Annotated in this window: 18 protein-coding genes; 12 read left to right on the forward strand and 6 right to left on the reverse strand. The window is 60.4% G+C overall.

Annotated elements, in window-relative coordinates; genetic code table 11:
- Positions 1–13 precede the first annotated feature (13 nt).
- The 6 genes from LDB26_RS05615 to LDB26_RS05640 all read left to right on the forward strand — a co-directional run bounded on the left by LDB26_RS05615 (position 14) and on the right by LDB26_RS05640 (position 5443).
- Positions 14–1243 carry an acyl-CoA dehydrogenase family protein gene (locus tag LDB26_RS05615; RefSeq protein WP_257540908.1) on the forward strand — a complete coding sequence of 410 codons (1230 nt, stop codon included), beginning with the start codon at positions 14–16 and terminating at the stop codon, positions 1241–1243.
- Between the two features lie 53 nt (positions 1244–1296).
- Positions 1297–1812: an ester cyclase gene (locus LDB26_RS05620; protein ID WP_257540910.1), complete on the forward strand. Its 516-nt coding sequence runs from the start codon at positions 1297–1299 to the stop codon at positions 1810–1812.
- A gap of 65 nt (positions 1813–1877) precedes the next feature.
- Positions 1878–2429 carry a VOC family protein gene (locus LDB26_RS05625; protein ID WP_062064676.1) on the forward strand — a complete coding sequence of 184 codons (552 nt, stop codon included), beginning with the start codon at positions 1878–1880 and terminating at the stop codon, positions 2427–2429.
- 10 nt (positions 2430–2439) lie between these two features.
- Positions 2440–3846 carry a Rieske 2Fe-2S domain-containing protein gene (locus LDB26_RS05630; protein ID WP_257540913.1) on the forward strand — a complete coding sequence of 469 codons (1407 nt, stop codon included), beginning with the start codon at positions 2440–2442 and terminating at the stop codon, positions 3844–3846.
- 100 nt (positions 3847–3946) lie between these two features.
- Positions 3947–4432 carry an aromatic-ring-hydroxylating dioxygenase subunit beta gene (locus tag LDB26_RS05635; RefSeq protein ID WP_257540915.1) on the forward strand — a complete coding sequence of 162 codons (486 nt, stop codon included), beginning with the start codon at positions 3947–3949 and terminating at the stop codon, positions 4430–4432.
- 135 nt (positions 4433–4567) lie between these two features.
- Entirely contained in the window at positions 4568–5443 is an 876-nt protein-coding gene (locus LDB26_RS05640) for an AraC family transcriptional regulator (protein WP_257540917.1), read from the forward strand.
- 33 nt (positions 5444–5476) lie between these two features.
- Here LDB26_RS05640 and LDB26_RS05645 read toward each other — a convergent pair whose 3' ends face one another.
- Positions 5477–6367, reverse strand: a complete 891-nt coding sequence (locus tag LDB26_RS05645) for a dioxygenase (protein WP_257540919.1) — start codon at positions 6365–6367, stop codon at positions 5477–5479.
- A 16-nt stretch (positions 6368–6383) separates the two neighbouring features.
- Positions 6384–7448: a maleylacetate reductase gene (locus tag LDB26_RS05650; RefSeq protein ID WP_257540922.1), complete on the reverse strand. Its 1065-nt coding sequence runs from the start codon at positions 7446–7448 to the stop codon at positions 6384–6386.
- Positions 7449–7720: 272 nt separating this feature from the next.
- Between LDB26_RS05650 and LDB26_RS05655 the strand changes: the two genes are divergently transcribed.
- Genes LDB26_RS05655 through LDB26_RS05665 form a run of 3 tightly spaced genes read left to right on the forward strand, consistent with a single transcriptional unit; the run spans position 7721 to position 10312 of the window.
- Entirely contained in the window at positions 7721–8983 is a 1263-nt protein-coding gene (locus LDB26_RS05655) for a cytochrome P450 (RefSeq protein WP_257540924.1), read from the forward strand.
- Positions 8980–9606 carry an O-methyltransferase gene (locus LDB26_RS05660; protein ID WP_257540926.1) on the forward strand — a complete coding sequence of 209 codons (627 nt, stop codon included), beginning with the start codon at positions 8980–8982 and terminating at the stop codon, positions 9604–9606. The genes LDB26_RS05655 and LDB26_RS05660 overlap by 4 nt, the downstream gene beginning before the upstream one ends.
- A complete protein-coding gene (locus tag LDB26_RS05665) occupies positions 9599–10312 on the forward strand; it encodes a CoA transferase subunit A (RefSeq protein ID WP_062064689.1) in 714 nt (237 codons plus the stop codon). Before LDB26_RS05660 ends, LDB26_RS05665 begins: the two co-directional genes overlap by 8 nt.
- A 168-nt stretch (positions 10313–10480) precedes the next feature.
- On the opposite strand, the gene LDB26_RS05670 is transcribed toward LDB26_RS05665, so the two are convergent.
- Both LDB26_RS05670 and LDB26_RS05675 read right to left on the reverse strand, forming a co-directional pair.
- The gene (locus LDB26_RS05670) at positions 10481–12805 is read right to left on the reverse strand and encodes a TonB-dependent receptor (RefSeq protein WP_257540928.1); all 2325 of its coding nucleotides are present in this window, start codon (positions 12803–12805) and stop codon (positions 10481–10483) included.
- A gap of 84 nt (positions 12806–12889) precedes the next feature.
- Entirely contained in the window at positions 12890–14869 is a 1980-nt protein-coding gene (locus LDB26_RS05675) for an FAD-dependent oxidoreductase (RefSeq protein WP_257540930.1), read from the reverse strand.
- A 379-nt stretch (positions 14870–15248) separates the two neighbouring features.
- Here LDB26_RS05675 and LDB26_RS05680 point away from each other — a divergent pair, with 379 nt between their 5' ends.
- Entirely contained in the window at positions 15249–16607 is a 1359-nt protein-coding gene (locus tag LDB26_RS05680) for a transposase (RefSeq protein WP_197672717.1), read from the forward strand.
- A 145-nt stretch (positions 16608–16752) separates the two neighbouring features.
- Positions 16753–18450, forward strand: a complete 1698-nt coding sequence (locus tag LDB26_RS05685) for an FAD-dependent oxidoreductase (protein WP_257540932.1) — start codon at positions 16753–16755, stop codon at positions 18448–18450.
- Positions 18451–18471: 21 nt separating this feature from the next.
- Here the strand turns inward: LDB26_RS05685 and LDB26_RS05690 are convergent, their stop codons facing one another.
- Complete coding sequence (locus LDB26_RS05690) at positions 18472–19269, reverse strand: SDR family NAD(P)-dependent oxidoreductase (protein WP_062068699.1); 798 nt, start codon at positions 19267–19269, stop codon at positions 18472–18474.
- A 415-nt stretch (positions 19270–19684) separates the two neighbouring features.
- Positions 19685–20854 (reverse strand): NADH:flavin oxidoreductase, encoded by a 1170-nt coding sequence (locus LDB26_RS05695; RefSeq protein ID WP_257540934.1) that lies wholly within the window; start codon positions 20852–20854, stop codon positions 19685–19687.
- A 111-nt stretch (positions 20855–20965) separates the two neighbouring features.
- Here LDB26_RS05695 and LDB26_RS05700 point away from each other — a divergent pair, with 111 nt between their 5' ends.
- Positions 20966–21562: a TetR/AcrR family transcriptional regulator gene (locus LDB26_RS05700; protein ID WP_257540936.1), complete on the forward strand. Its 597-nt coding sequence runs from the start codon at positions 20966–20968 to the stop codon at positions 21560–21562.
- Positions 21563–21698 lie beyond the last annotated feature (136 nt).

Raw genomic sequence — 21698 nt, forward strand, 5'->3', positions numbered from 1 at the left:
GCCAAGGACAGCAATGCTACACTCGCGGACCAAACCATCCTCCGACATCCTCTGGGGTTTTGACGAAGGCGCTGGTAATCAGGTTGTTGAGGCCGCCATCGGTTTGCGCGAGTTGCTCGCCAGCAATGCGTCCCGCGGCGACGTTCAGCGCTATCCGACCGATGAGGTCATTCGGGCGCTTGACGATGCCATGCTATGGGGCGTTGCCGTGCCCAAGCGGCTTGGAGGGCAGGGCGTATCGGCTACGGCGCTGGTACGCATGGGCGCCGAACTTGCCAAGGGAGATCCGTCGGTGGGCTGGGTGTCCCAGATCATCAACGGAACGACCTGGGTTACGTCGCTGGCATCGGATGAATTGCAGGAAGAACTTTTCAGCGAAGGCGTGCCGAAGATCGCGGGCGTTTTCAATCCGCCAGGCACGGCGATCCCGGTGGATGGGGGATACCGGGTCAGTGGGGCATGGCCCTATGCGTCGGGCATCCGCCACGCACGCTGGGGGCAATGGGGTGTGCAGATCGTAAAGCCTGATGGGACGCAGGTGCCCGGTAATTTCTGCTACGTTCCCGCCGGCGATTTCCGTATCGAAGATAGCTGGCACGTGACGGGCATGCAGGGCACCGGTTCCGATACCGTCGTGATCGAGGGTGCCTTCGTCCCCGAAAGGCGGATGGTCCACGCCGCGCGATCCTACAATTATGTCGAACCGGGGAAGACGCATTACGGCGCGCCCTCCGACTATTTCGCGCAGATGGCACTGGTGCACCGCACGATGTGCGGCGTGCCGCTGGGCGCCATCGAAGGGCTGCTGGAACATGTCGTGAAGACCGCCGCCACGAAGCCGCTCGTCGGCACGATATTCGCCCGGCAGTCGGATTCGCAGGTCGTGGCGAAGGAAATTGGCGAAGCCGCGACGAAGATTCACACGGCGCGCACGTTGATCGAAGCCGCTACAATGGAACTGGACGGCGCGGCGCTCGAACGTCGCACACTGAGCGAGCGGGAGCGTGCCCGGAACAAGGCGCAGGCCAACCATGCCATGCAGATATTGCAGGAGGCATCCCAGACGCTGATGTATGTCGCGGGTTCATCGGCATTCAATAATGCCAATCCGGCATCCCGCTATTGGCGCGATTTCAATATGATTGCGCGTCATTTCGGTAATATTCCGAACATTGGATATGAAGTCTACGGCCGCTCGCTGCTGGGTGTTACGCCCAGCGCGATCCCGCCGCACATGTATTAACGCCAGAGCGGGAACGCCTGGCCCGCACACATCTTAGGAAGGATGGAAATACCATGATCAATGTCGAAGAATTCAAGCATAGTCCGGAACGGCGCAAGGAAGTCGTTCAGGGGTTGACCGAAAAACAGGCGAAAATGGCTAACCACTGGATGGATCTGTTCGATCAGGCCTTCAACGTCGGCGATTTCGTCAAGATGGACGAGTTCTTTCATCCCGATATGACCTATAGCAATCCCAATCGCCTGGATCTGGGCCCCTATGTCCAATGGAAAACGTCCCCAGTCGCCCTTTATAAAACCTTTCCGCCTTCGGTTTATCGTGTGCTGGAAGTATATGGTAAAGGCGAAGACAAGATCTGTGTATTCTGCAACCACCAAGGCGAGCAGACCGGAGGCCCCTATATGGGAGTTCCGCCACAAGGTCAGAAGATCAACGTGCACTGGTTTTCGGTCTTGACGTTCAAGGACGACAAGATCATCCACATTTATTCCATATCCGATGTGTTGACGATGTTGATCGACATTGGCGTGATTTCCAAAGACAAGCAGCCGGTAGACCCATACAAGTAAAATAGAGCTTGCGGGCGGCCATTTTGGGATGGCCGCCCGCAAGCAAGAAAACAAGGAGAGCGTGAATGGCAACGCAAGCAGACGCTGGCCTGTCGGGCGTGAATCGCTTCATCGGTCGCCAGTTCGATCAGGTGGCATTCGTTGTCGATGAGCTTGAAGCTGCCAAGGAGCGATTTGGACGGATTTACGGCATCCAGTCGTGGAATACTTGGCGCAACCTGGCCGATGGACAGTCTCACAAGGTTTATCGCGGGACGCCGGGTGATTATCAGTTCAGTTGCGCTTACGGTTATGTCGGCGATATGCAGGTGGAGTTATGCCAGCATGATGGCGGCCGCAGCGTATATAAGGACTGGCTGGATACGCGCGGCCCTGGCTTGCATCATCTGGCTTTCCGCCTCGACGAACGTCCCGAATATGAAGCCGCCTGCGCTGCGTTCGAGCAGCAGGGCGCGCCGTTGGCGATGGGAGGGGAGATCGAAGGTGCAGGCGTCTGGGCCTATTACGACACAGTCGAACAACTTGGTTGTTACACGGAACTTTATTGGTCCTCGCCCGCGGTACTGGAAATATTCGAGCGGATGAAACGCGGCGAACAGGTTGAGATCGCACGATGAAAGCGGGAGTATGAACGTGACCTTGCAGGACAGGATTGGGTCGGCGGAAGCTGCTCCTCAGCTTGTCGATGGAACTTTCGTGCGGGATCTGATCGATCTCGACGCGCGGGAGGTATCCTTGCGCGTTCATCATGATCGGGAGATCTTCGACATTGAAATGGAGCGGATTTTCGCAAAATCCTGGCTCCCCCTTGCACATGAGAGCGAAATTCCCAATCCGGGCGATTTCGTCCGGCGCAACGCCGGCCAGGATTCCTGCCTGGTCGTCAGGCGCGAGGACGGATCGATTGCGGTTCTTCTCAACGCCTGCAGCCATCGCGGCATGACCCTGTGCCGGGAGGAGAAGGGAAACAGCCAGACTTTCAAATGCCCCTATCATGGCTGGGCGTTCGGCAAGGACGGTCGTTTTCTGGGCGCGCCGTTTGAGAAGCAGATGTATGGGGATGAACTACGCAGGGCTGCCGACGATCTGCATCTCGTCGTAGCGAAAACCGCCATGCTGGGCGGGATGATCTTCGCGAACTGGGATCAGGACGCCGAAGATTTCGAGACCTATTTGGGTGACTTCGCCTGGTATTTGCGCGCTGCTCTGGAACGGACCAATCGTGGTTTCGAAGTGATCGGGCCGCCGCAGCGGCAGATCATGCGTGCGAATTGGAAGCTGCTCGCCGAACAACTGGCCGATGGCTATCATGCCCGCGCGCTGCACCAGTCGGCGGGCGACATGGGGACGCTCGGCCATGACGCCCACGACCCAGCATCCTGGGGCATGGTCGGCATCAACGTCAGCACGCCCGGCGGCCACACGATGCGCTGCATTGACACCCGCCTCGCTTATAGCTTTGCCGGTATCGGCGACACGGCCAGCGTGGCGGAACGGCTGGCCGCCGTTCCTCCGCCGGGCGCCAACGCGGACATGGTGAAGCAGTTTTCCAACAATCTGAGCGATGGGCAGATGCGATTGCTTGCCGATACGCCGCCGTTGGTCATGGGGCTATTCCCGGGAACTGACTTCTTCATGCTGATGAGCGTGGGCGGCTCCGATGATGGCAGTCACGGTCCAGTGATGGTCGCGCGAGCCTGGACCCCGCGTTCGCCGGAACTGTTCGAGATGCTGACATGGACACTGGTTGAACGGGATGCGCCGCCGGAACTGCGGGAACAGACGCGACTGACGACCCTTCGTAATTTCGGCATAAGCGGCTTCATCGAGCAAGATGACGCCGAGGCATGGCAGGGGATACAGAAGGCGGTGCAGGGGCCCGTCGCCCGTCGGATGACGGCAAAATATCAGGCCAAGCTCGGCGTTACCCGGCCCGAAGGTTTCGAGGGCGGCGGTGATGTCTATGCCGGTTTCAGCCGCGACGATGCCCAATGGGCATGGTGGAAACGCTATGCTCAGGTGATGGGTGCCTGACATTGGGGAGGTTGGGACGTTGAACGAATTGGCGGCATCCACATCGACGGAGGCATCATTCGGTTCGCGCGCGCGCATTCGCGCCACGGACCCTCGCTACATGGAAATACTTGATTTTCTCTGGGAAGAGGCTGCCACGCTGGACCGGGATGACCTTCGAGGTTGGCAGAACCTGCTGGACCCGGCCATCCACTATTACATGCCGGTCTGCCTCACCCGCAAACGCGGCAGCAATGAAAGCTTCGAGACAGAAGGCATGCACTATGATGAAGACTTCGGATCGCTGAGTTTTCGGATACGGCGCTTTCTGGAAACCCAGGCATGGGCGGCCGATCCGCCTTCACGCGCGCGGCGCTTCGTCACCGGAGTTCAGGTGTGGGAAGGGCAAGGCGAAGGCATATATGACGTCGCCAGCTCGCTGTTGCTCGTTCGCACGATGGACGATGATTTTCGCACAGATTTGGTCACGGCCGAGCGGCAGGACAGGGTCCGTCTATCCGAAACGGGTGCCGCCCGCCTGCTCAAACGCAAGATATTGTGCGATCAGACTACAATCGGCACCCATAATCTTGCGATATTTCTATAGATTTATGGAGTTCCTGCCGTTCCAGCAGGGCGGCCCGCCGAGTCCTGGAAACGCCTTTCCAAGGATAGGGGCGTTCTCGGCTCAAAAATTGCTTAACCTGATAAAACAGATAAAATATATGGTGAGGATCGCGAGATGATCGTTGATGCGCTTCCCAAGCCCAGCGGTCTGGACGGTATAGTCGAGCATCAAATTAGATCGGCCGCCAGTACTGTCCAGATCAATCGCTATAGCTGGCGCGAACCGCGCGAAGCGGTGTTCAAGACCGATGCGCCTATCATCGATATTCTGCTCTCGCGGCGTCAGGCGGAACTGGACGGCGAATTTCTGGAAGCAGGCTGGCGCGCGCGCAGGCCTGTCGGTGAAATCATGTTCATGCCGCCCGACTTCACGCTCCACAGCCGTTGGAATCGGGGCGACCGCCGATCGATGTGCTGTGTGCTCGACAAGGGCGCCTTCTCCGATTTTTTCGAGATCAACTGGGAAGACCGCAAGCTGGCTGCCAGTCTGGATATCTGTAATGGCTTCGTTCGCGGTGTCATGATGCGCCTGGTCAGCGAGGCCATGGAGCCAAGCTTTGCCAGCGCCATATATATCGAAGCGTTGAGCACCGCGCTTGCCGTCGAGCTTCGCCGTCATTTCGATATGCTCGATCCCGAAAATCTGCCCAAGGAAGGCGGGTTGAGTCTGTCGCAACTGCGCCGTATCCGGGAAAGCCTGGAGGAGGAAAGCGCCTCTCACCCGGTCACGGTCGCGGGCCTCGCCAAGAGGGAAGGACTGAGCGTCCGCCACTTCTCGCGCCTGTTCCGTGCGTCGACCGGCAGTGCGGTGAGTGATTATGCTGCAGGAATCCGTATCGAGCGAGCGAAGAAATTGCTGGCAGATGAGCATAGGCTGATCAAGGAAGTCGCCTATCGCTGCGGGTTTCAAAGCTCATCGAGCTTTTCGTCGGCGTTTCGGCGAGCGACCAGCCTGACGCCGCAGCAATTCCGCAGCACGCGGCTGGACTAGGGAGGGTTTGCCGGAGCCCTGCAAATTCCGCGTCTATTCCAGCGATTCTGGACTCTGCGCCATTGCGCTCGGGGCAAGCACGAAATCCCGGACAAGCGAATACCAGTCGCCCTCCATCGAGGTTCCATCCGGTGCTCGTCCGCCCTCATGCGCGACATAGGGTTCGATCAGCGATTCCTTGACGCCAAACACGACATCGCTGTCCAGATACGAATCCCCTTGCGCGAAAACATGGGTGACCAGCTTGCGGCATCCGGGCGCGGCGATCATGAAATGCACATGCTCGGGCCGCCATGGGTGACGGTCCTGAGCCGCCAGCATGGCGCCTACGGGGCCATCCGTGGGAATGGGATAAGGCGCCGGACGCCGCGTCCAGAAATGAAAACGCCCTTCAGCGTCGGCGATAATCCGGCCGCGACCTGCCAGTCCACCGGTCTTTTCTAACTGCTGAACGTCGTAGAAACCCGATACATCGGAGTGCCATATATCGATGATGGCGCCTGCGGCTGGCGTTCCCTCATGCCGCCATACCGTTCCGGAAACATGCATCGGCGGACCGTCGATGCCGGCGCCCAGATTCCCACCCAGCGGAAATTCAGGCGGCGGCACGTAAAAGGGACCGAATACGGTGGTTTCGGTGATGTCTCCCGCTACCGGATTGTTGATCGAATCCACTAGCGTGGACACGCCCAGCGTGTCGGACAGCAGGATGAATTCCTGCCTCTTTTCATCGCACTTCTGCCCCGTGCTGGTCAGAAACCCGATGCCTGCTTCCCATTCGGCCTGCGTCGGGCGGACTTCCCGTACGAAGGCGTGCAGGTGCCGCACCAGTGCCTCACTGATCTCCCTGGCGCGTGGATCGGATGCGCGCCGCACCCGCTTCACAACGGCATCGGTGATGGAATGCTCATCAAAATCTCGCATGGCAATATCCATATCGTCAGTATTCGGATGGCGGATCGCCTGCCCATGCTGCACGCAGCAGCAGTTCAAGCGGTGCGCGGTCGAGGGGGCGGGGATTGGGGTAGGTGTTGGCGCATGCGATTTCGACCGCTTCTGCAATTGCGCTCTCCGGTAGACCAAGGTCACGCAGCGCCAGCGGTGCGTCCAGCCCGCGTGCAAGCAAATGGAGAGCCGTCCAGGGTGCCTCGTCTGTCGCCAGCGCGCGCGCTAATCGCGCCATGGCCGGTTTGGCGACGCGGTTATACGCGATGGCATGGGGCAGGATGACGCTGTGGGTTTCCGCGTGGGGCAGGTCGAAGCTGCCGCCCAGCACATGGCAGAGCTTATGATGCAATCCCATGTCTACCTGCCCCAGGCAGGATCCGCAAAGCCAGGCTCCGTAAAGCGCCTTGCCGCGCGCCGCGATGTCGCCGGCGTCAGACAGGATAACGGGCAGGGCCTCCGTGATGGCGCGAATGCCTTCCTCCGCCATCAGGCTCGTGATCGGGTTGCCGTTATCGGCATACAGCGCCTCTGCCGCATGGGCGATGGCGTTAAGGCCAGACCTTACCGACGCTCCACTGGGGAGGGTCAGGGTCAAGCTTACATCATATATCACGCTTTCCGGCTGCACATGGGTGCTGCGCTGCGTGGTTTTGCGGCCTTGCTCGGTTTGCCCGATGATCGGGGTCATCTCCGATCCGGCATAAGTGGTGGGCACTACGATCTGGGGCAAGTCGGTACGCAAGGCGATGGCCTTTCCCAAACCGATGGTCGATCCGCCGCCCAGCGACACGATGCCATCCGCGCGAATGCGGGTGAGATATTCCATTGCGCGTTCGGTTACCTCGACGGGCGTATGCATCGCAGCGTCGGTGAAGTGCCCCGCATCGATGGAGCCCAGCAGCCGCGACGCTCGTTCGGCAAGGTCCGCCTGTTGTGGCGTGGTAAGCACCATCGCGCGCTTTACGCCGAGCGCGGCGCATTCGCCGGCCAGCGCGGACAGGGTTCCGGTCCCGAACAGAACTCGGGTAGGTAATGCCTGGTAACGGAATGTCTGCATCGGATCGTCCAGTTCGCGTTGCAGGGGTTTACGGCTGTCCGATGGGTCGGCTCAACCCTTCGCTGCACCCGGCGTCGGACAGGGGCTGTCCGGATCGGCCACGACGTTTCCCGCTGACCATGTCCTTTGCGGGACAACCATGTCCGGGCAAGGCAAGATTCGCCGATTGACCCGGCAGGCATGGCGGTCGCATCCCTGTTCTCTCTGAAGCGGGAATGGTCCAGCCGATCGTGACACACACAATAGAGCCTCGTTCGATCGATACTTCTTCGGTGACCGAGTCCGCTTTCCACTCGGTCAGCGCGACTTATGCCACCGACGATCTGGCCGATCCTCACAGTCTCTACGCGCAACTTCGCCGGACCACGCCGGTCATGAAAGGCGATATTCTTGCCCTTTATGGCATTCCGTCCCAGGCTGATTATGCCAATACGGGACGGCCGGTATTCACGCTGTTTCGGCACGCGGATGTTGCTGCGGTTTTGCGCGATGACAAGGCATGGTCGACCGACCTGCTCAAGGACGGCCTGGGCACTTTCTTGGGAGAAATGTTTCTGAGCGCGCGCAACGGTGAGTCCCACCGATTGTTGCGACGCCTGTTGCAGCCCTGTTTCGCACCGGACGTGACACGCCGCTGGAGGACCCATGTCATCGCGCCGCTCGTCGAACGGGAATATGGCGGCCAATGGCGCGCGCGTGGTCGCGCAGAGCTTATGTCCGATCTGGCCATGCCGTTTCCGATCCTTGCCATCTATGCGATCCTGGGTTTTCCGGACGATCCTGCCTCCGTCACCCAGTTCGCCGATTGGGCTTTGCAAATCCTGAACGGCCCACAGATCGACCCCGAAAAGGCCAAGGCGTCCATGGCACGCGCGTTCGAGGCGGCCGACCTGCTCGACGAACATGTTCGTGGAGTCGTCGCCGCGCGCCGCCGGGCCGGAGCATCCGGCGAGGAGCTTATCGACCGGCTGATCCGAACCGAAGTGGATGGAGAAAGGCTCGACGATGGCCAGATCGCCGGAATCGTGCGGATGCTGCTCCCCGCCGCGGCGGAAACCACGACGCGGACATTGGCTAATCTCATGGTTCACCTGTTGCAGGACGAACGGCTGCTGGCGCGGGTGCGTAGGGATCGTTCGCTGCTTCCGCGTGCGCTGACGGAATCCATGCGGTTGGAGCCGGTGGCCGGCTTTCTGGCGCGCCGGGCATTGCGTGACTTGGACATAGGCGGAGTCACTATTCCTGCCGGATCGGCGGTGTCGCTCGTTATGGGGTCGGCCAACCGCGACGAGGCAATGTTCGCGGATGCGGATAGTTTCGATCTCGACAGGTCGCAGCAGGCCAATCTGGGCTTCGGCTACGGCCTTCACATGTGCATCGGCATGCCCGTTGCGCGGACGGAAGTGGAGGTAGCCGCCGATATGCTGTTGAACCTGCCCAATCTGCGCTTTGATCCTGATCGGCCCGCGCCTCGCCTCCATGGGCTGCAGTTTCGGGGGCCTGATGCCGTCCATCTGCGCTGGGACACGAAATGATCGTCGATCCAGCCGTACGGGCTGCTCTCGATACGATGGAGGAGAGGTGGGCGCGGGAACAGCGGGAGCAGGCACGAATTCCGCGTGAAGAAGCGTATGCCCGCGTCGATGAATTCCTGTTGCCGATCGGCCCGGAAACGGGGCGGCTGATACATGATCTGATCCGGCAGGGCGGACTGAAATCCATCCTGGAGGTGGGCGCATCCTATGGCTATTCGACACTCTGGCTGGCCGATGCCGCCCGGGCCGTAGACGGCTGCGTCACGTCGCTTGAACTGCACGCTGGCAAGATCGCGGCGGCGCGGGAAACGCTCGCCGAAGTGGGACTGGCGAACCGGGTCGATTTCATCGCGGGCGATGCCCTCGCATCCATCCACGCGCTTACCGGGCCGTTTGATCTGGTCCTGATCGACCTGTGGAAGGACCTCTATATTCCCTGCCTCGACCGTCTTGGCGGCAAACTGGCAGCCGGAGCCATCATCGTGGCCGACAATATGCTGTTCCCACCCGAAAATGCCGACAATGCGGCCGCCTACCGCCGCGCCGTCAGAGCGCGGGGCGATATGGACAGCGTCCTCTTGCCGATCGGCGCGGGCATTGAGATCAGCCGCAAGCATGGTTGACAAGCTTTTCGCCTCACCGGATGCCGCGCTTGCCGGGTTGCTGTTCGATGGCATGACCATCATGTCCGGCGGTTTCGGTTTGTCGGGCAATCCAGAAAATCTGATTCCCGCGATAAAGGCAAACGGTGTCAAGGATTTGACCGTCATTTCCAATAATTGCGGCGCGGAGGGCTTCGGATTGTGGCTGCTGCTGGCAAACGGCCAGATCCGCAAGATGATCAGTTCCTATGTTGGCGAGAACAAGCTGTTCGAGGCGCTGTATTTGCAGGGCAAGCTGGAACTGGAACTCAATCCGCAGGGGACGCTGGCGGAACGTATCCGGGCGGGAGGCGCCGGCATCCCGGCCTTCTATACCGCCACGGGGGTGGGCACGGTCGTGGCGGAGGGAAAACCGGTCGAAACCTTCGAAGGGCGGGATTATATCCGCGAAACCTGGCTTCGTGCGGACCTTGCCATCATCAAGGCGTGGAAGGCCGATCCAGCGGGAAACCTCCTGTTCCGCAAGACGGCCCGCAACTTCAACCCTGTCATGGCGACCGCCGCCACCCATACTATCGCGGAGGTCGAGGAAATCGTACCGCTCGGCGCTCTCGATCCCGACCACATTCACACGCCCGGAATCTACGTTCACCGCGTCATTCAGGGGGCTCATTATAAAAAGCTCATCGAAAAACGCACGACGCGCCCCCGTCCCGAAATCGTCTGATGCTTGCAGACGATCTGTCGTTGCTGCCGATCGTGGAACTGCGTGCTGACTTCCGGCCAGAGCAGTGGGCGTCTGTCCCTACATCTCTGTGCGTTGGCGTGGGGCAGGGGCTCGTTCGTTGTGGAACGAATGCGGCGGGATGGAACCCATCCCGCCGCGTCGTTTGTGCTAGCCGCCAAAGTCGTATCGAACCCGCAGGCCATATATCCGTGGCTCCCCCGTCGAAAAGCTGAAATTGCCCGGACTGGTGCCAATCAGGTTGCTGTTGCGTAGATACACTTTGTCGAGGATGTTGGTCACGAACAGCGTTGCGCTCAACGCCGTATTGCCGATGTTGGAAAATTCGACGCTGCCGTTGAGCACGCCATAGCTTGGCACTTTGGCGATGCCCGCGAAATAGCTGCCTATCCAGTAATAATCGCTCCGTAGCGTTACATCCGCGCCTGCCGCATCAACCGGCAACCGATAGCTGCCTGACAGCGTGTAGCTCCATTTTGGCGCTCTCTCATATATGGCCGAGCCGCCAGCCTGGGCCGCGAAGACTGGCGGAGTCTCCAGGCTGGTATATTTCGCGTCGAGATAGGAAGCTCCAAAACTCAGGATCAGCGGCTCAACCGGCTGGAGAATGCCATCGACTTCCACGCCTTGCACCTTCGCCTTGCCGCCGTTGATGTTGAGGGACGTGTTGGCGGGATCAGTAGCAGGATCGCCGTCGCCGTCGAAATCTGGCGGAAGGCCCGCAATCTGCCGTTGGAGGTGACTGAAAATACCGCGGAACGCGGCGACATTGAGCCGCCCGCGCATCTCCCCTTTCTCCCACTGGGTCTTGAGGCCGATCTCGACATCATTGACCTTTTGCGGTCCAAAATATTGGAACGGCGTCAATGTCCCGGCGAGCCGTGGCGTGTTGATGCCACCCGCGCGATAGCCGCGGCGGACGGTAACATAGGTAAAGATGTCGCTCGACACCTGATAGTCGGCGCCCAGCGTATAGGTCGATGCCTTGAACTTCACCGAATCCGAGAATGATCCTGCCGTGGCCTCGCATTCGGAAGTGGACTGAATGGGATCGCCGAAGAACGGCCTGGTGTTGACCGCGCAAACGCTTTCCTTGTCCCAGGTGTGGCGATAGCCGGCGTTGAGACGCAACCCATCCATGATCTCGAAATTGAGATTGCCGAACAGCGCATAGCTGCGATCTTTGAACAGGTTGTTCGAAATCTGCCCGAACGGATTACTATCCGGGTCGCCGGCCGCGTCGAATGCGTCGATCGCGAAGGCATCGGGGCCCGTGGGCTTCAGATCGAGGAAAAAGCCACCCACCAGCCACTGCAGCTTTCCGTCCATCAGGTCGCCGATGAACTGCAATTCATTGCTGATCTGGCGATCATAGCGAAAACCGCGTGTGTCCAGCAGGAAAAGCGGCAAGCCATCGGTGCTGAATTGTTGATCCACCTTTGTGTCGCGATAACCAAAGATGTTCTTGATCGTGACGGCCCCCAGGTCGAGCGTCGTCGTATTGGATATTCCCCACAGGCGCGTGCGGTCGTATCCCGGGATGTTCGAATTGGTAACGTGGAAGCCCAATCTCCGCTGCTCCGCATTGGCCAGGTCAACGTCGCACGCAGCCGACACGCCGCAGTTGAATGCCGGGAAGAAGCGATAGGCGGCATTGGGGCCGGCATCGCCGACCGAAACATAGCCGTCTCCATTGGTGTGCTGCCAATAATAGTCGAACACTGTAACGTTGCTGAAAGTTGGGCTGGGCTCGATCTTCAGCGTGACGCGGAATGCCCGGGAATTGAGGTTCGATCCGTCGCCCGCAACACCGATGTCCTTCTGGTATCCGTCCCGCTTCTGAAAGTCCCCCGCGACGCGAAGCGCGATGCCGTCCGCAATCGGCAGGTTTATGGCGCCCTGAAGGGAATGCCAGAAATAATCTCCCGCCGTGCCCTGCACATAGCCCTCGAACTTGTCGACGGCTGGCTTGGAATAGACCAGCACCGCGCCGCCCGTGGTATTGCGCCCGAACAGCGTTCCCTGCGGACCCTTGAGCACCTGTACTGACGCCACGTCGAACGCGGGCAGCACCGCGCCCCAGGAAGGCAGCGGCACTTCGTTGAAATAGCTGATGACCGATGGCAGGCCCGGTCCGGCAACGTCTTTGCCCTGGCCGCGAATGGAAAAGGTGGTGTTCGCCGCCGACCCAGCCCCTACGAAAATGACTCCCGGGACGATCCGCTGCAGGTCGGTGGTGGCCTGTATATTCTTCTGGACTAGCGCCTCGCTGCCAAAAGCGGTCACGGCGACCGGGACAGTCTGGATATTCTCCTCGCGGCGGCGCGCAGTGACGACGATATCCATGTCAGCTGCCGCAGCGTTCCTATCATCGGCTGCGCCGCTGTCTTGCGCCAACGCCTCGCCAGCCTGGGTCAGCAAAGTCATGCCGGCAACGCCGGCCATCATTAGCTTTGCGATCTTCGGATATTGCATGATATCCCCTTCCATGTTTCCTGCCTGATTGCCGCAGATTATTTTTGTCGTCGTCTCGATCGAAAGGCCTGGCGCATGGCTCGATCACACCATGGCGCGCACCAACCTATGTCCTTCGGAAATGGCCAGATGCAGATCGCGCGGCGCGCGCGCGTCGCCAACGATCACCATCCTGTCCTTGCCAAATCCCCGTTCTCTCAGATCGTCGTAAACGGCCCGCATGGGTTCCTTGGCGTTGATGAACACCACGGTGTCGGCAGCGACCTCCTCGGAATCTCCTCGATAGAGAGTCCTGACGATGCAGGTATCGATACCGATATGATCGATCCTGCTGCGTATCAGCAGGCGGAAGTCGCCCTCTTCGGCGAACCGGCGGAATGCGGGGTCGACGCGGGTCACATGATCCAACTGCGGCGCAACGCTGGCGAACCGCGTGACGAACGTGACGCGCAATCCCTTTGAAAGAAGAAATTCGGCGGCTGCCACCGCTTCATAATGGCCGACATCGTCGAACACGACCGCGCTCTTTCCCAATTTGGCTGGCGTAGCGGTCAGCAAGTCTATCGGCGACAAGACATGGGGCTGGTCAAACCCAGGCACCGGCTCGGCCGGATATGCATATTGGATGCCGTTGTGCCGAGGGATGGAGCCGCAGGCGATGACGACGAAGTCAGGATTTTCCTCAAGAACATCCTCCACCTCGGCATAGGTGCTGGTGCGAACGTCCACGCCCAGGCGGAATATCTCCTGCTCCAGCCAGAACGCGATATCACCTATGACGTGCAGGCGCGGAGCTCGCTTCGCCACCGCCACCTGACCACCCAGATCAGGCCCTGCCTCGAACAATGTAACCCGATGTCCGCGCAGCGCGGCGACACGCGCGGCCTCCATGCCAGCGGGACCGCCGCCAATGACCACCACCTTGCCGGGATTGTCGGCGGGGCGGATCAGATCCTCCGCCAGATCGCCTTCGCGGCCAGCCGCCGGGTTGATCGTGCAAGCCAGCGGGTATCCCAGGTTTACGCCCTGCCAGCATGCCTGATTGCATCCGATGCAGGATCGCACCTGCTCGGGCTTCCCGGCTTGCGTCTTACGGATGATGTCGGGATCGGCGATGTGGGCGCGGGTCATATGTACCATATCGGTTACACCGTCGCGTAGAAGTTGCTCGGCCTCGTCCAGAGTGCGGAACCGGCCGATCATGAACCGGGGAATGCCCCGTGCGGCCGCCGCGATCTTCTCGCTGGAGGACAATTGATAGCCAACGGGCTGATCCATCGCCGCCACAAACTTGAAGTTGAAATAATCGCTCCAGCTCAGGTCCAGGAAGTCGATCAGCTTTTCGGCCTGAAGCGTCTGGACAACCAGCGCCAGTTCGTCTTCGTCGAGCCCGCCTTTGCCGGTGCTGGCGCCCATGCGTATGCCCACAGGATAGTCATCCGGCACCTGTGCGCGCACTGCCAACAGGACTTCGCGCAGGAAGCGCATCCGGTTTTCCAGCGATCCGCCATATTGGTCGGTTCGCTTGTTCACCAGCGGATTGAGGAACTGCATGATGAGGTAGCCGTGCGAGGCGTGAACCTCGATGCCCTCTATCCCGCCCTCCACGCATCGGCGGGCGGCATTGGCGAAATGCTGGATGACCTCTTCGATCTCGGCAAGGCCCATGGGATTGGGGACGATGCCGGTCGCGGGGTTGGGCACTGCCGAAACACCCCATGGCGGGGATTGATCCAGCACCGGATAAATATGTCCGCCATGCCATATTTGTTGAAAGACGCGCATGCCATGCGGCTTGATGGCTTTCATCAACCGTCGGTATCCGTCGATAATGGTATCGTCCAAATTGGCGAGGCTGAGGACAGAGCTGGGATGCACTGTGGCTGCTTCCAGGAAAGTAAGGCCGACGCCGCCCTTGGCTCGCGCCACATGATAATCGATCAACTGATCGGTGATCCGACCGTAATCAGTCAGGTTGGTGCCGTGAGCGGAACGGGAAATCCGATTGCGAACCTCCACGCCCTTTATCTTCAGCGGTTCATAGACGAACTGCAGGCTCATCATGCTCTCCCGCCGACGCTGGACGTTTTTTTTACTTCACAATTGCCGGACAATAGAATTTGTCCGGGAACGGGAGCATTCCAGATCATCGGCAATGTTGATTGACGGCAGCAACATCTCACCTCGCCGCCAATTATATTTTCCGTGACTATGCTGTCCGGCAAAGCCGCTCGCGACAAGTTTCCCGAGTATTGCTCTTCGGACAAGATGTTGGCCAATCGGCTATTGTTGAGAAGAGGGGCATCTGAAACCCTGAAGCGAACGCTGGGGATTTATTGTGAAAGTCCCTGATTTCAGGCTTTTCTATCAGGCCGTTGACGAAGTCGGCGGTGGCTGATTCAGTGCGGCAGTGGGATTGTCTGGCGGGTTAGCGGCGATGGCGATGGGGCGTGATAGCGAGGTCCAGTCCGATTTGATCGTGACGTGGGCGGAGATACCGCGTTCACCGGGGCATGTTTTCTACGACAAGCTCCAGAAGCTGCTGGCCGAGGCGGGCTTCGATGGCTTTGTCGAGAAGACGTGCAAGCCCTATTATGCGCCGCGGATGGGAGCCCCGTCGCTGCCGCCGGGCCGCTATTTCCGCATGCTGCTGATCGGCTATTTCGAGGGCATCGACAGCGAACGCGGGATTGTCTGGCGCTGTTCGGATTCGCTGTCGCTGCGGGAGTTCCTGCGACTGTCGAGCCGCGACAAGGTCCCTGATCATAGCTGGTTGTCGAAGACGCGGAGCCGCCTGCCGCACGAGGTACATGACCAGATCTTCGGCTGGGTACTGGCCCTCGTCGCCGGGCACGATCTGGTGAAAGGCGAGCGGATCGGCGTCGATGGCTCGACCATGGAGGCGAACGCCGCGCTGCGTACCATCGTGCGGCGTGACAATGGCGAGACCTACCGCGAGATGCTGGTGCGCATGGCGCAAGAGAGCGGCATCGACACGCCGACGATCGACGACCTTGTCCGGCTCGATCGCAAACGCAAGGGCAAGAAGCTGTCGAATGCGGACTGGGCGAGCAAGACCGATCCCGACGCGAAGGTCGCGCGGATGAAGAACGGCTCGACGCGTCTGGCCTACAAGCCCGAACACGCGGTCGATCTCGACACGGGTGTTATCGTGGCAGCGCCGATCCACCCGGCCGACAAGGGCGACACGACAACGCTCGACGCCACGCTGGAGACGGCAGCACGCAACCTCGCCGACATTGGCCTGGCGCCGACGTCCGGGGATCCCTGCGATCTTGTGACCGATAAAGGCTATCATTCGCGCGAGCTCCTCAAGGGTCTCGACGGCGACATCTGGAAGACGCGCATCGCCGAGCCGGCACCGCCGAATGGATATCTGCGCTGGCACGGCGACGAGGCTGCCCAGAAGGCCGTCTACGCCAATCGGTCTCGCCTGAAATCCGCCGTCGGACGCAAGGCGATGCGCAAGCGTGGTGAGATGGTCGAGCGTAGCTTTGCCCACGTCCTGGATCGCGGCGGCATGCGCCGCGCGTGGCTGCGCGGGCGCGAGAATGTTCACAAGCGTTATTTGATCCACGTCGCCGGGTTCAATCTTGGCATTCTCATGCGCGCCCTGTTCGGTTGCGGCACTCCGAGGGGCGCCAGGGGCGCATCCAAGGCATTCTTGTTCGTAGTTCAGACCGATGTTGCGCTCGTCATCGCCCTCGTCGCCGAGTTCGACGGAGAAAGGGCCATGCTCCTCATCGTTTTTACCCCTGAAGGCGCTGACAGACCCGGCTGAAAACCGACTTCGTCACCGCGCTGCTATGGTCGCATCCTGTTTCGGCGCCGCATGTTGGAGTAGCGGAGAGCCATTTTCGCCGGAATTGACAGAGCGTTCGGGACGGTAGCAGACCCTTTATCGACAAGCCGGCAGGGGAGAGGACATGCCTGAACGGACGTGGGATGAGGAATGCGATGTTCTGATCGTAGGATCGGGCGCGGGGGGATTGACGGCTGCGGTGGCCGCCGCCGACTTGCATGCGCGAGTGATCCTCATCGAAAAGGGTCGCAACTTCGGCGGAACATCAGCTACTTCGGGCGCGGTCTTGTGGGTTCCGGACAGTCATCTGGCCGAAGCTGCCGGACAGCAGGACGATCCGGTAGATGCTGTGCGCTACATAAAGGCGATTGCCGGCGACGAAAGCGATGACATTCTGATCCGCGCTTTTGTTGAAAACGGGCGCGAGATGCTGTCGTATATGAGCCATCATAGCGATGTTGAATATGTCTCTATTCCCTATCCCGACTATCAGCCGGAAGCGCCGGGCGCTCGTTCCGGCTGGCGCAGTCATGACGTCGTCCCCATGGATGGCCGGAAACTGGGTAAGGATCTTGAATATCTGGAACCGCCGCATCCGTCGAACATGCTTTTCGGCCGTTTCGTGTGGAACACCATAGACGCCTCGATGCTTGTGACGCGTAAGCCCGGCTGGATCGGCGCCATGGCGAGGACGCTCTGGCGTTATTATTCCGATATAGGTCAACGGCTCAGATCGAAGCGTTCGCGATATCTCACCGGCGGCAACGCGTTGATCGGGCGGTTGAAGCTGTCCATCGACCGGCGGGGGATCAATATCCGCAGGGAAACGGCACTTGTCGAGATCATCCGCGACGGTGCTCAAGTTGTCGGGGCCGTTGTCGAACGCCATGGCCGCAAGAGCGCCATTCATGTCCATAAGGGCTTGGTGCTGGCGGCAGGAGGCTTTGAGCGGAATGCGGCGCTGCGTGCGCGCTATCTGCCGCAATCGCCCAACCCCGACTGGAGCGGATCGCAATCGAACAATCGGGGTGACGCGCTCGAACTCGCAATGTCCGTCGGCGCGGCGACGGACCGCCTGGATTCGGCTTGGTGGGCGCCAGCGGTGCACGTCAGGGGAGAGAGCCGGTCCCGCCCGCTTTTCTTCGAACGCGCCCTGCCCGGGTCGATCATCGTCAATCAGGCGGGCGACCGCTATTTCAATGAGGCTGTCGACTACCATCTTGCAGGCAGGGCGATGGTTGAGAATGACCGGCCCGGTGCTGGCACGTCGCCGTCCTACATCCTGTTCGATGCCGGGTTCAAATGGCGGTATCCCATGGGGCCGGTCCTGCCGATGATGCCCTTGTGGATGCATTCACGCGCGGTTCGAGATCTGGTGTTCGTCGCGGACGATTGGGGTGAAATGGCGGACAGGATCGGTGTTGACCGTGATCGCCTGCAAGCCACCATCACCCGTTTCAACGACAATGCGAGACAGGGCAGGGATCCCGATTTCCAGCGGGGCGAAAGCCTGTACAATCGCATATATGGCGATCCCAAGATAACCGGAAATCCCAACCTGCTACCGCTTGTGAAGGCGCCTTTCTATGCGTTGGCTATCTATCCGGGTGACATCGGCACCAATGGCGGGTTGGTGACGGATGGCAATGCGAACGTGTTGGATACGGAAGGCCGCCCAATAGGGAATCTCTATGCCACGGGAAACATCACCGCTTCGGCCATGGGCCGCTCCTATCCCGGCGGTGGCGCGACCATCGGGCCGGCTATGACCTTCGGCTATCTCGCTGCCCGCCACGCCATGGGTGTCAACGAGCCGCGTTGAGCGCGCGTGGCCGGCGGGGGATTATTCGGCCGCAGCCATCATCGCCTCGAAATCGGCCACATAGGGTTGATGGGCGGACAACCCGCCATCGACGTGGAGCACCGTGCCGGTGACATAGGCGGCATCGTCCGACGCCAGATAGGCTACAGCCGCAGCGATATCATCGGGTTCCCCCACGCGTGGCGACAGGATCTGCTTCATGAACGGTGACAGGTCGGTCTGGCCGGAATTGGCGAATGCCTGGGTTAAGATCAGTCCGGGCGCGATTGCATTGCATCTTATGTTGTCCCGCGCATGCTGCGTGGCGATGTAACGGGTCATGCTGACGATAGCGCCCTTGGACGAACCATAAGCGACGCGGGCGATGTCTCCCACGAATGCCGATCCCGACGACGTGTTGATGATCGATCCACCGCCGCCCCGCACCATGTGCGGAATGGCAAAGCGGCATGCGAGAAAATAGGCGTCGAGATTGATGCGGAAAGTGGTCCGCCACAGGTCCAGCGGTATATCGGTCACCCGCGTGTCATGGGCGAGGTCGGCGCCAACATAGGCGGCGTTGTTGTGCAATATGTCGAGCCTGCCGAAACGTGAGATTGCAAAGTCCACCAGCGCCTCGATCGATGCTTCATCCTGCGCGTCGAACCTTCTGGCCGCGGCTGCATCGCCGATCTGCGACGCCACCGCAGCGGCGGCTTCCTGGGCTATGTCTGCGACTACGACCCTTGCGCCTTCGCGTGCCAGTCGATGGGCCGTCGCCGACCCGATACCGCCGGCCCCGCCCGTGACGATAGCGACTTTTTCTTCCAGCCTGTTCATCCCAAACTCCCATATGTTCTTCACATAACCATGCGGCGCGAAGAACAATGGGGTCGATAGTCGTGGCGCAAACGCGCATCAGATCATACTTTCGCCGCATCGAAATCCTGACGGACCGCAACGCCTCCTCCTCCCGGTCGAGCCAAGCGATCCGGCGGCGAAAGGGCGCGCGCGGGCATGAATCGGGCGTAGTTGAGTGCGGCTGGAGAAATCTCGCGGCTGAAATCGCGTTACCTGCGTTTCGTTCCGGTCATTCTGTATTGGCAGATGCAATCGGGACGATGGCCCTCGCAGTTAGAACCATCCGGCTCGCATGTAGCTTCCAACTGGGGCCGGTCGACATTCAGATGACGGAGCGAGCCGAAGGCTAGCGTTAGTTGACCGGCCCTAACAATGTCAGCGAAGCAAGGCGCTTTTATTGGAGCGTATCGAGCATTGCGCGCGAATAGGGCATTGTGGCTTCCCCTTTGGCGACCTTTTTCGGCCATTCCCAGTCGGCAATCAGCGCACGGCCAAGCGCGATCATGTCGAATTCCCCGCGCTCGATCCGCGTGGCCACGTCGTAGAAATTATTCTCGACTGCGGCGCCGCCCGTCTCGAAGGAGGCGAACAGGTTTTCCGACAGGCCCACGCCGCCGACCGCCATGGAAGGCTTCCCGCTCAATTTCTTGGCCCAGGCGGCTAGCGGCAGGTCCGATCCTGTGAAGGCCGGCGCGCTGAAATAGAGCGTGCTGGCATCGAACATATCTACGCCAGCTTCCGCCAGCGCGCGCAGCAGCACGCCGAGTTCGTCGGGAGTTTCGGCAATCCGCGCATTGAAATCCTGCTGCTTCCATTGGCCGAACCGGAAAAGGATCGGCATGTCCTCTCCCACCGCCTCGCGCACCGCGCGCACGATTTCCGCGCCGAAGGTCGCGCGCGCGGCCATGTCGCCGCCATAGCGGTCGGTGCGGCGGTTGGTCTCCGACCAGAAGAAGCTGTCGACCAGATAGCCGCTGGCGCCGTGGATCGCGATGCCATCAAACCCGACGTCTCTTGCGTTCTTGGCGCTTCGCGCGAAACCATGGACGACGTCGGCGATCTCTTCCTCGGTCATGGGGCGGGTGGGCTCGATCACGCGGGCGATATAGTCGCGCGTCACTGTCGAGAAGCCGCCGTCTGGACCCCAAAGCCCTGAAGGCCGGAGCGACGGCGCATCGGGATAGGGGCCGGTGCCATCGATACGGAAAACGCCCTGATGCCAGAGTTGCGGAAAGATCTTGCCGCCCGCCTTATGGACCGCATCGGTGACTTTGCGCCACCCATCGAGAGCAGCTTCTCCATGGAGCAGCGGAATATGAGTTTCGGTCCCGCTACCCGCGCCGATCGCGGCAGGCTGGTCGACGCCGATGCCTTCCGTGACGATTAATCCCGTGCCCCCCTCCGCGCGCTTGCGGTAATATTCAACGACCGCCGCGTCAGGGGCATTGGCTGGTGAAAAACTGCGCGTCATCGGCGCCATGGCCAAACGATTGGACAGGGTGAGCCCGCGCAGGGTCATCGGGCGGAACAGCGGTGCGAGCATCGGGTCGGAACTCATGGACATCCTCGATTTGTCATATTAACATACAGACTGTATGTATGTATTTCACGATGATCAAGCCGCTTTCGCAGGCGAATGGATGACAGGCAGGCAAAAAACAGGCAGACGCGCGAGATGAGCACACGCACCCGTCCGCAGATGACGTTTGAGACCCGCGCGTCGTTAATCGCTATGGCGCGCGATGCGTTTGGCCGCCATGGCTTCTCCGGCGTGCCGTTGGAGGATCTCTGCGCGGCGGCGGGTCTGACGCGTGGCGCTCTCTACCATCATTTCGGCAGCAAGCTCGGCCTGTTCGAGGCGGTCGTGGCTGAGATGGACGATGCGCTCGATGAAGCCGTCGAGCGCGCGACCGAGGAAGCTGGAGGGGGGTGGCCGGGCTTTCGCGCCGGTTGCCGCGCTTATCTTCAGGCAATGGTTGCGCCCGATATCCAGCGGATCGTCCTGAACGATGCCCCGGCCGTCATCCCGAACTTTGCAGGGCGCCCTCGCATGCGGCTTTGCACGGCACAGATGGTCGATGTTCTGGAAGGGCTCATGAAGGAAGGGGCCATCCGGCGCACGGATGCAGCCGCCCTTGCCAATGTCATTGCCGGTGCCGTCGCCAATGCCGCCGCATGGGCGACCAGTCGCCAGGATCCTGCGGCAGCCTTCGCGGCGGCGGGAGACACCATCGGTTTGCTTCTGGATGGCCTTGAGATAGCGGAGGTATAGAAGGATTTCGTTTGACGGGAAGCTGGCGAAAACGGGTCACTATGGCGCTGATGAAGCCTCGCCGAAGGCCGTCCTTGCTCCGACCTCCTGGCCTTTAATCCTGTCCTGACCGAGCGGTGAATTATAATGTTCGCGT

This window comes from Sphingobium sp. CFD-1, assembly GCF_024611115.1.
Taxonomy (GTDB): domain Bacteria; phylum Pseudomonadota; class Alphaproteobacteria; order Sphingomonadales; family Sphingomonadaceae; genus Sphingobium; species Sphingobium baderi_A.

Coding starts and splice junctions, on each gene's coding strand:
- LDB26_RS05615 (WP_257540908.1), top strand. CDS start 14: ATGCTACACTCGCGGACCAAACCATCCTCCGACATCCTCTGGGGTTTT.
- LDB26_RS05620 (WP_257540910.1), top strand. CDS start 1,297: ATGATCAATGTCGAAGAATTCAAGCATAGTCCGGAACGGCGCAAGGAA.
- LDB26_RS05625 (WP_062064676.1), top strand. CDS start 1,878: ATGGCAACGCAAGCAGACGCTGGCCTGTCGGGCGTGAATCGCTTCATC.
- LDB26_RS05630 (WP_257540913.1), top strand. CDS start 2,440: ATGAACGTGACCTTGCAGGACAGGATTGGGTCGGCGGAAGCTGCTCCT.
- LDB26_RS05635 (WP_257540915.1), top strand. CDS start 3,947: ATGGAAATACTTGATTTTCTCTGGGAAGAGGCTGCCACGCTGGACCGG.
- LDB26_RS05640 (WP_257540917.1), top strand. CDS start 4,568: ATGATCGTTGATGCGCTTCCCAAGCCCAGCGGTCTGGACGGTATAGTC.
- LDB26_RS05645 (WP_257540919.1), bottom strand. CDS start 6,367: ATGCGAGATTTTGATGAGCATTCCATCACCGATGCCGTTGTGAAGCGG.
- LDB26_RS05650 (WP_257540922.1), bottom strand. CDS start 7,448: ATGCAGACATTCCGTTACCAGGCATTACCTACCCGAGTTCTGTTCGGG.
- LDB26_RS05660 (WP_257540926.1), top strand. CDS start 8,980: ATGATCGTCGATCCAGCCGTACGGGCTGCTCTCGATACGATGGAGGAG.
- LDB26_RS05665 (WP_062064689.1), top strand. CDS start 9,599: ATGGTTGACAAGCTTTTCGCCTCACCGGATGCCGCGCTTGCCGGGTTG.
- LDB26_RS05670 (WP_257540928.1), bottom strand. CDS start 12,805: ATGCAATATCCGAAGATCGCAAAGCTAATGATGGCCGGCGTTGCCGGC.
- LDB26_RS05675 (WP_257540930.1), bottom strand. CDS start 14,869: ATGATGAGCCTGCAGTTCGTCTATGAACCGCTGAAGATAAAGGGCGTG.
- LDB26_RS05680 (WP_197672717.1), top strand. CDS start 15,249: ATGGGGCGTGATAGCGAGGTCCAGTCCGATTTGATCGTGACGTGGGCG.
- LDB26_RS05685 (WP_257540932.1), top strand. CDS start 16,753: ATGCCTGAACGGACGTGGGATGAGGAATGCGATGTTCTGATCGTAGGA.
- LDB26_RS05690 (WP_062068699.1), bottom strand. CDS start 19,269: ATGAACAGGCTGGAAGAAAAAGTCGCTATCGTCACGGGCGGGGCCGGC.
- LDB26_RS05695 (WP_257540934.1), bottom strand. CDS start 20,854: ATGTCCATGAGTTCCGACCCGATGCTCGCACCGCTGTTCCGCCCGATG.
- LDB26_RS05700 (WP_257540936.1), top strand. CDS start 20,966: ATGAGCACACGCACCCGTCCGCAGATGACGTTTGAGACCCGCGCGTCG.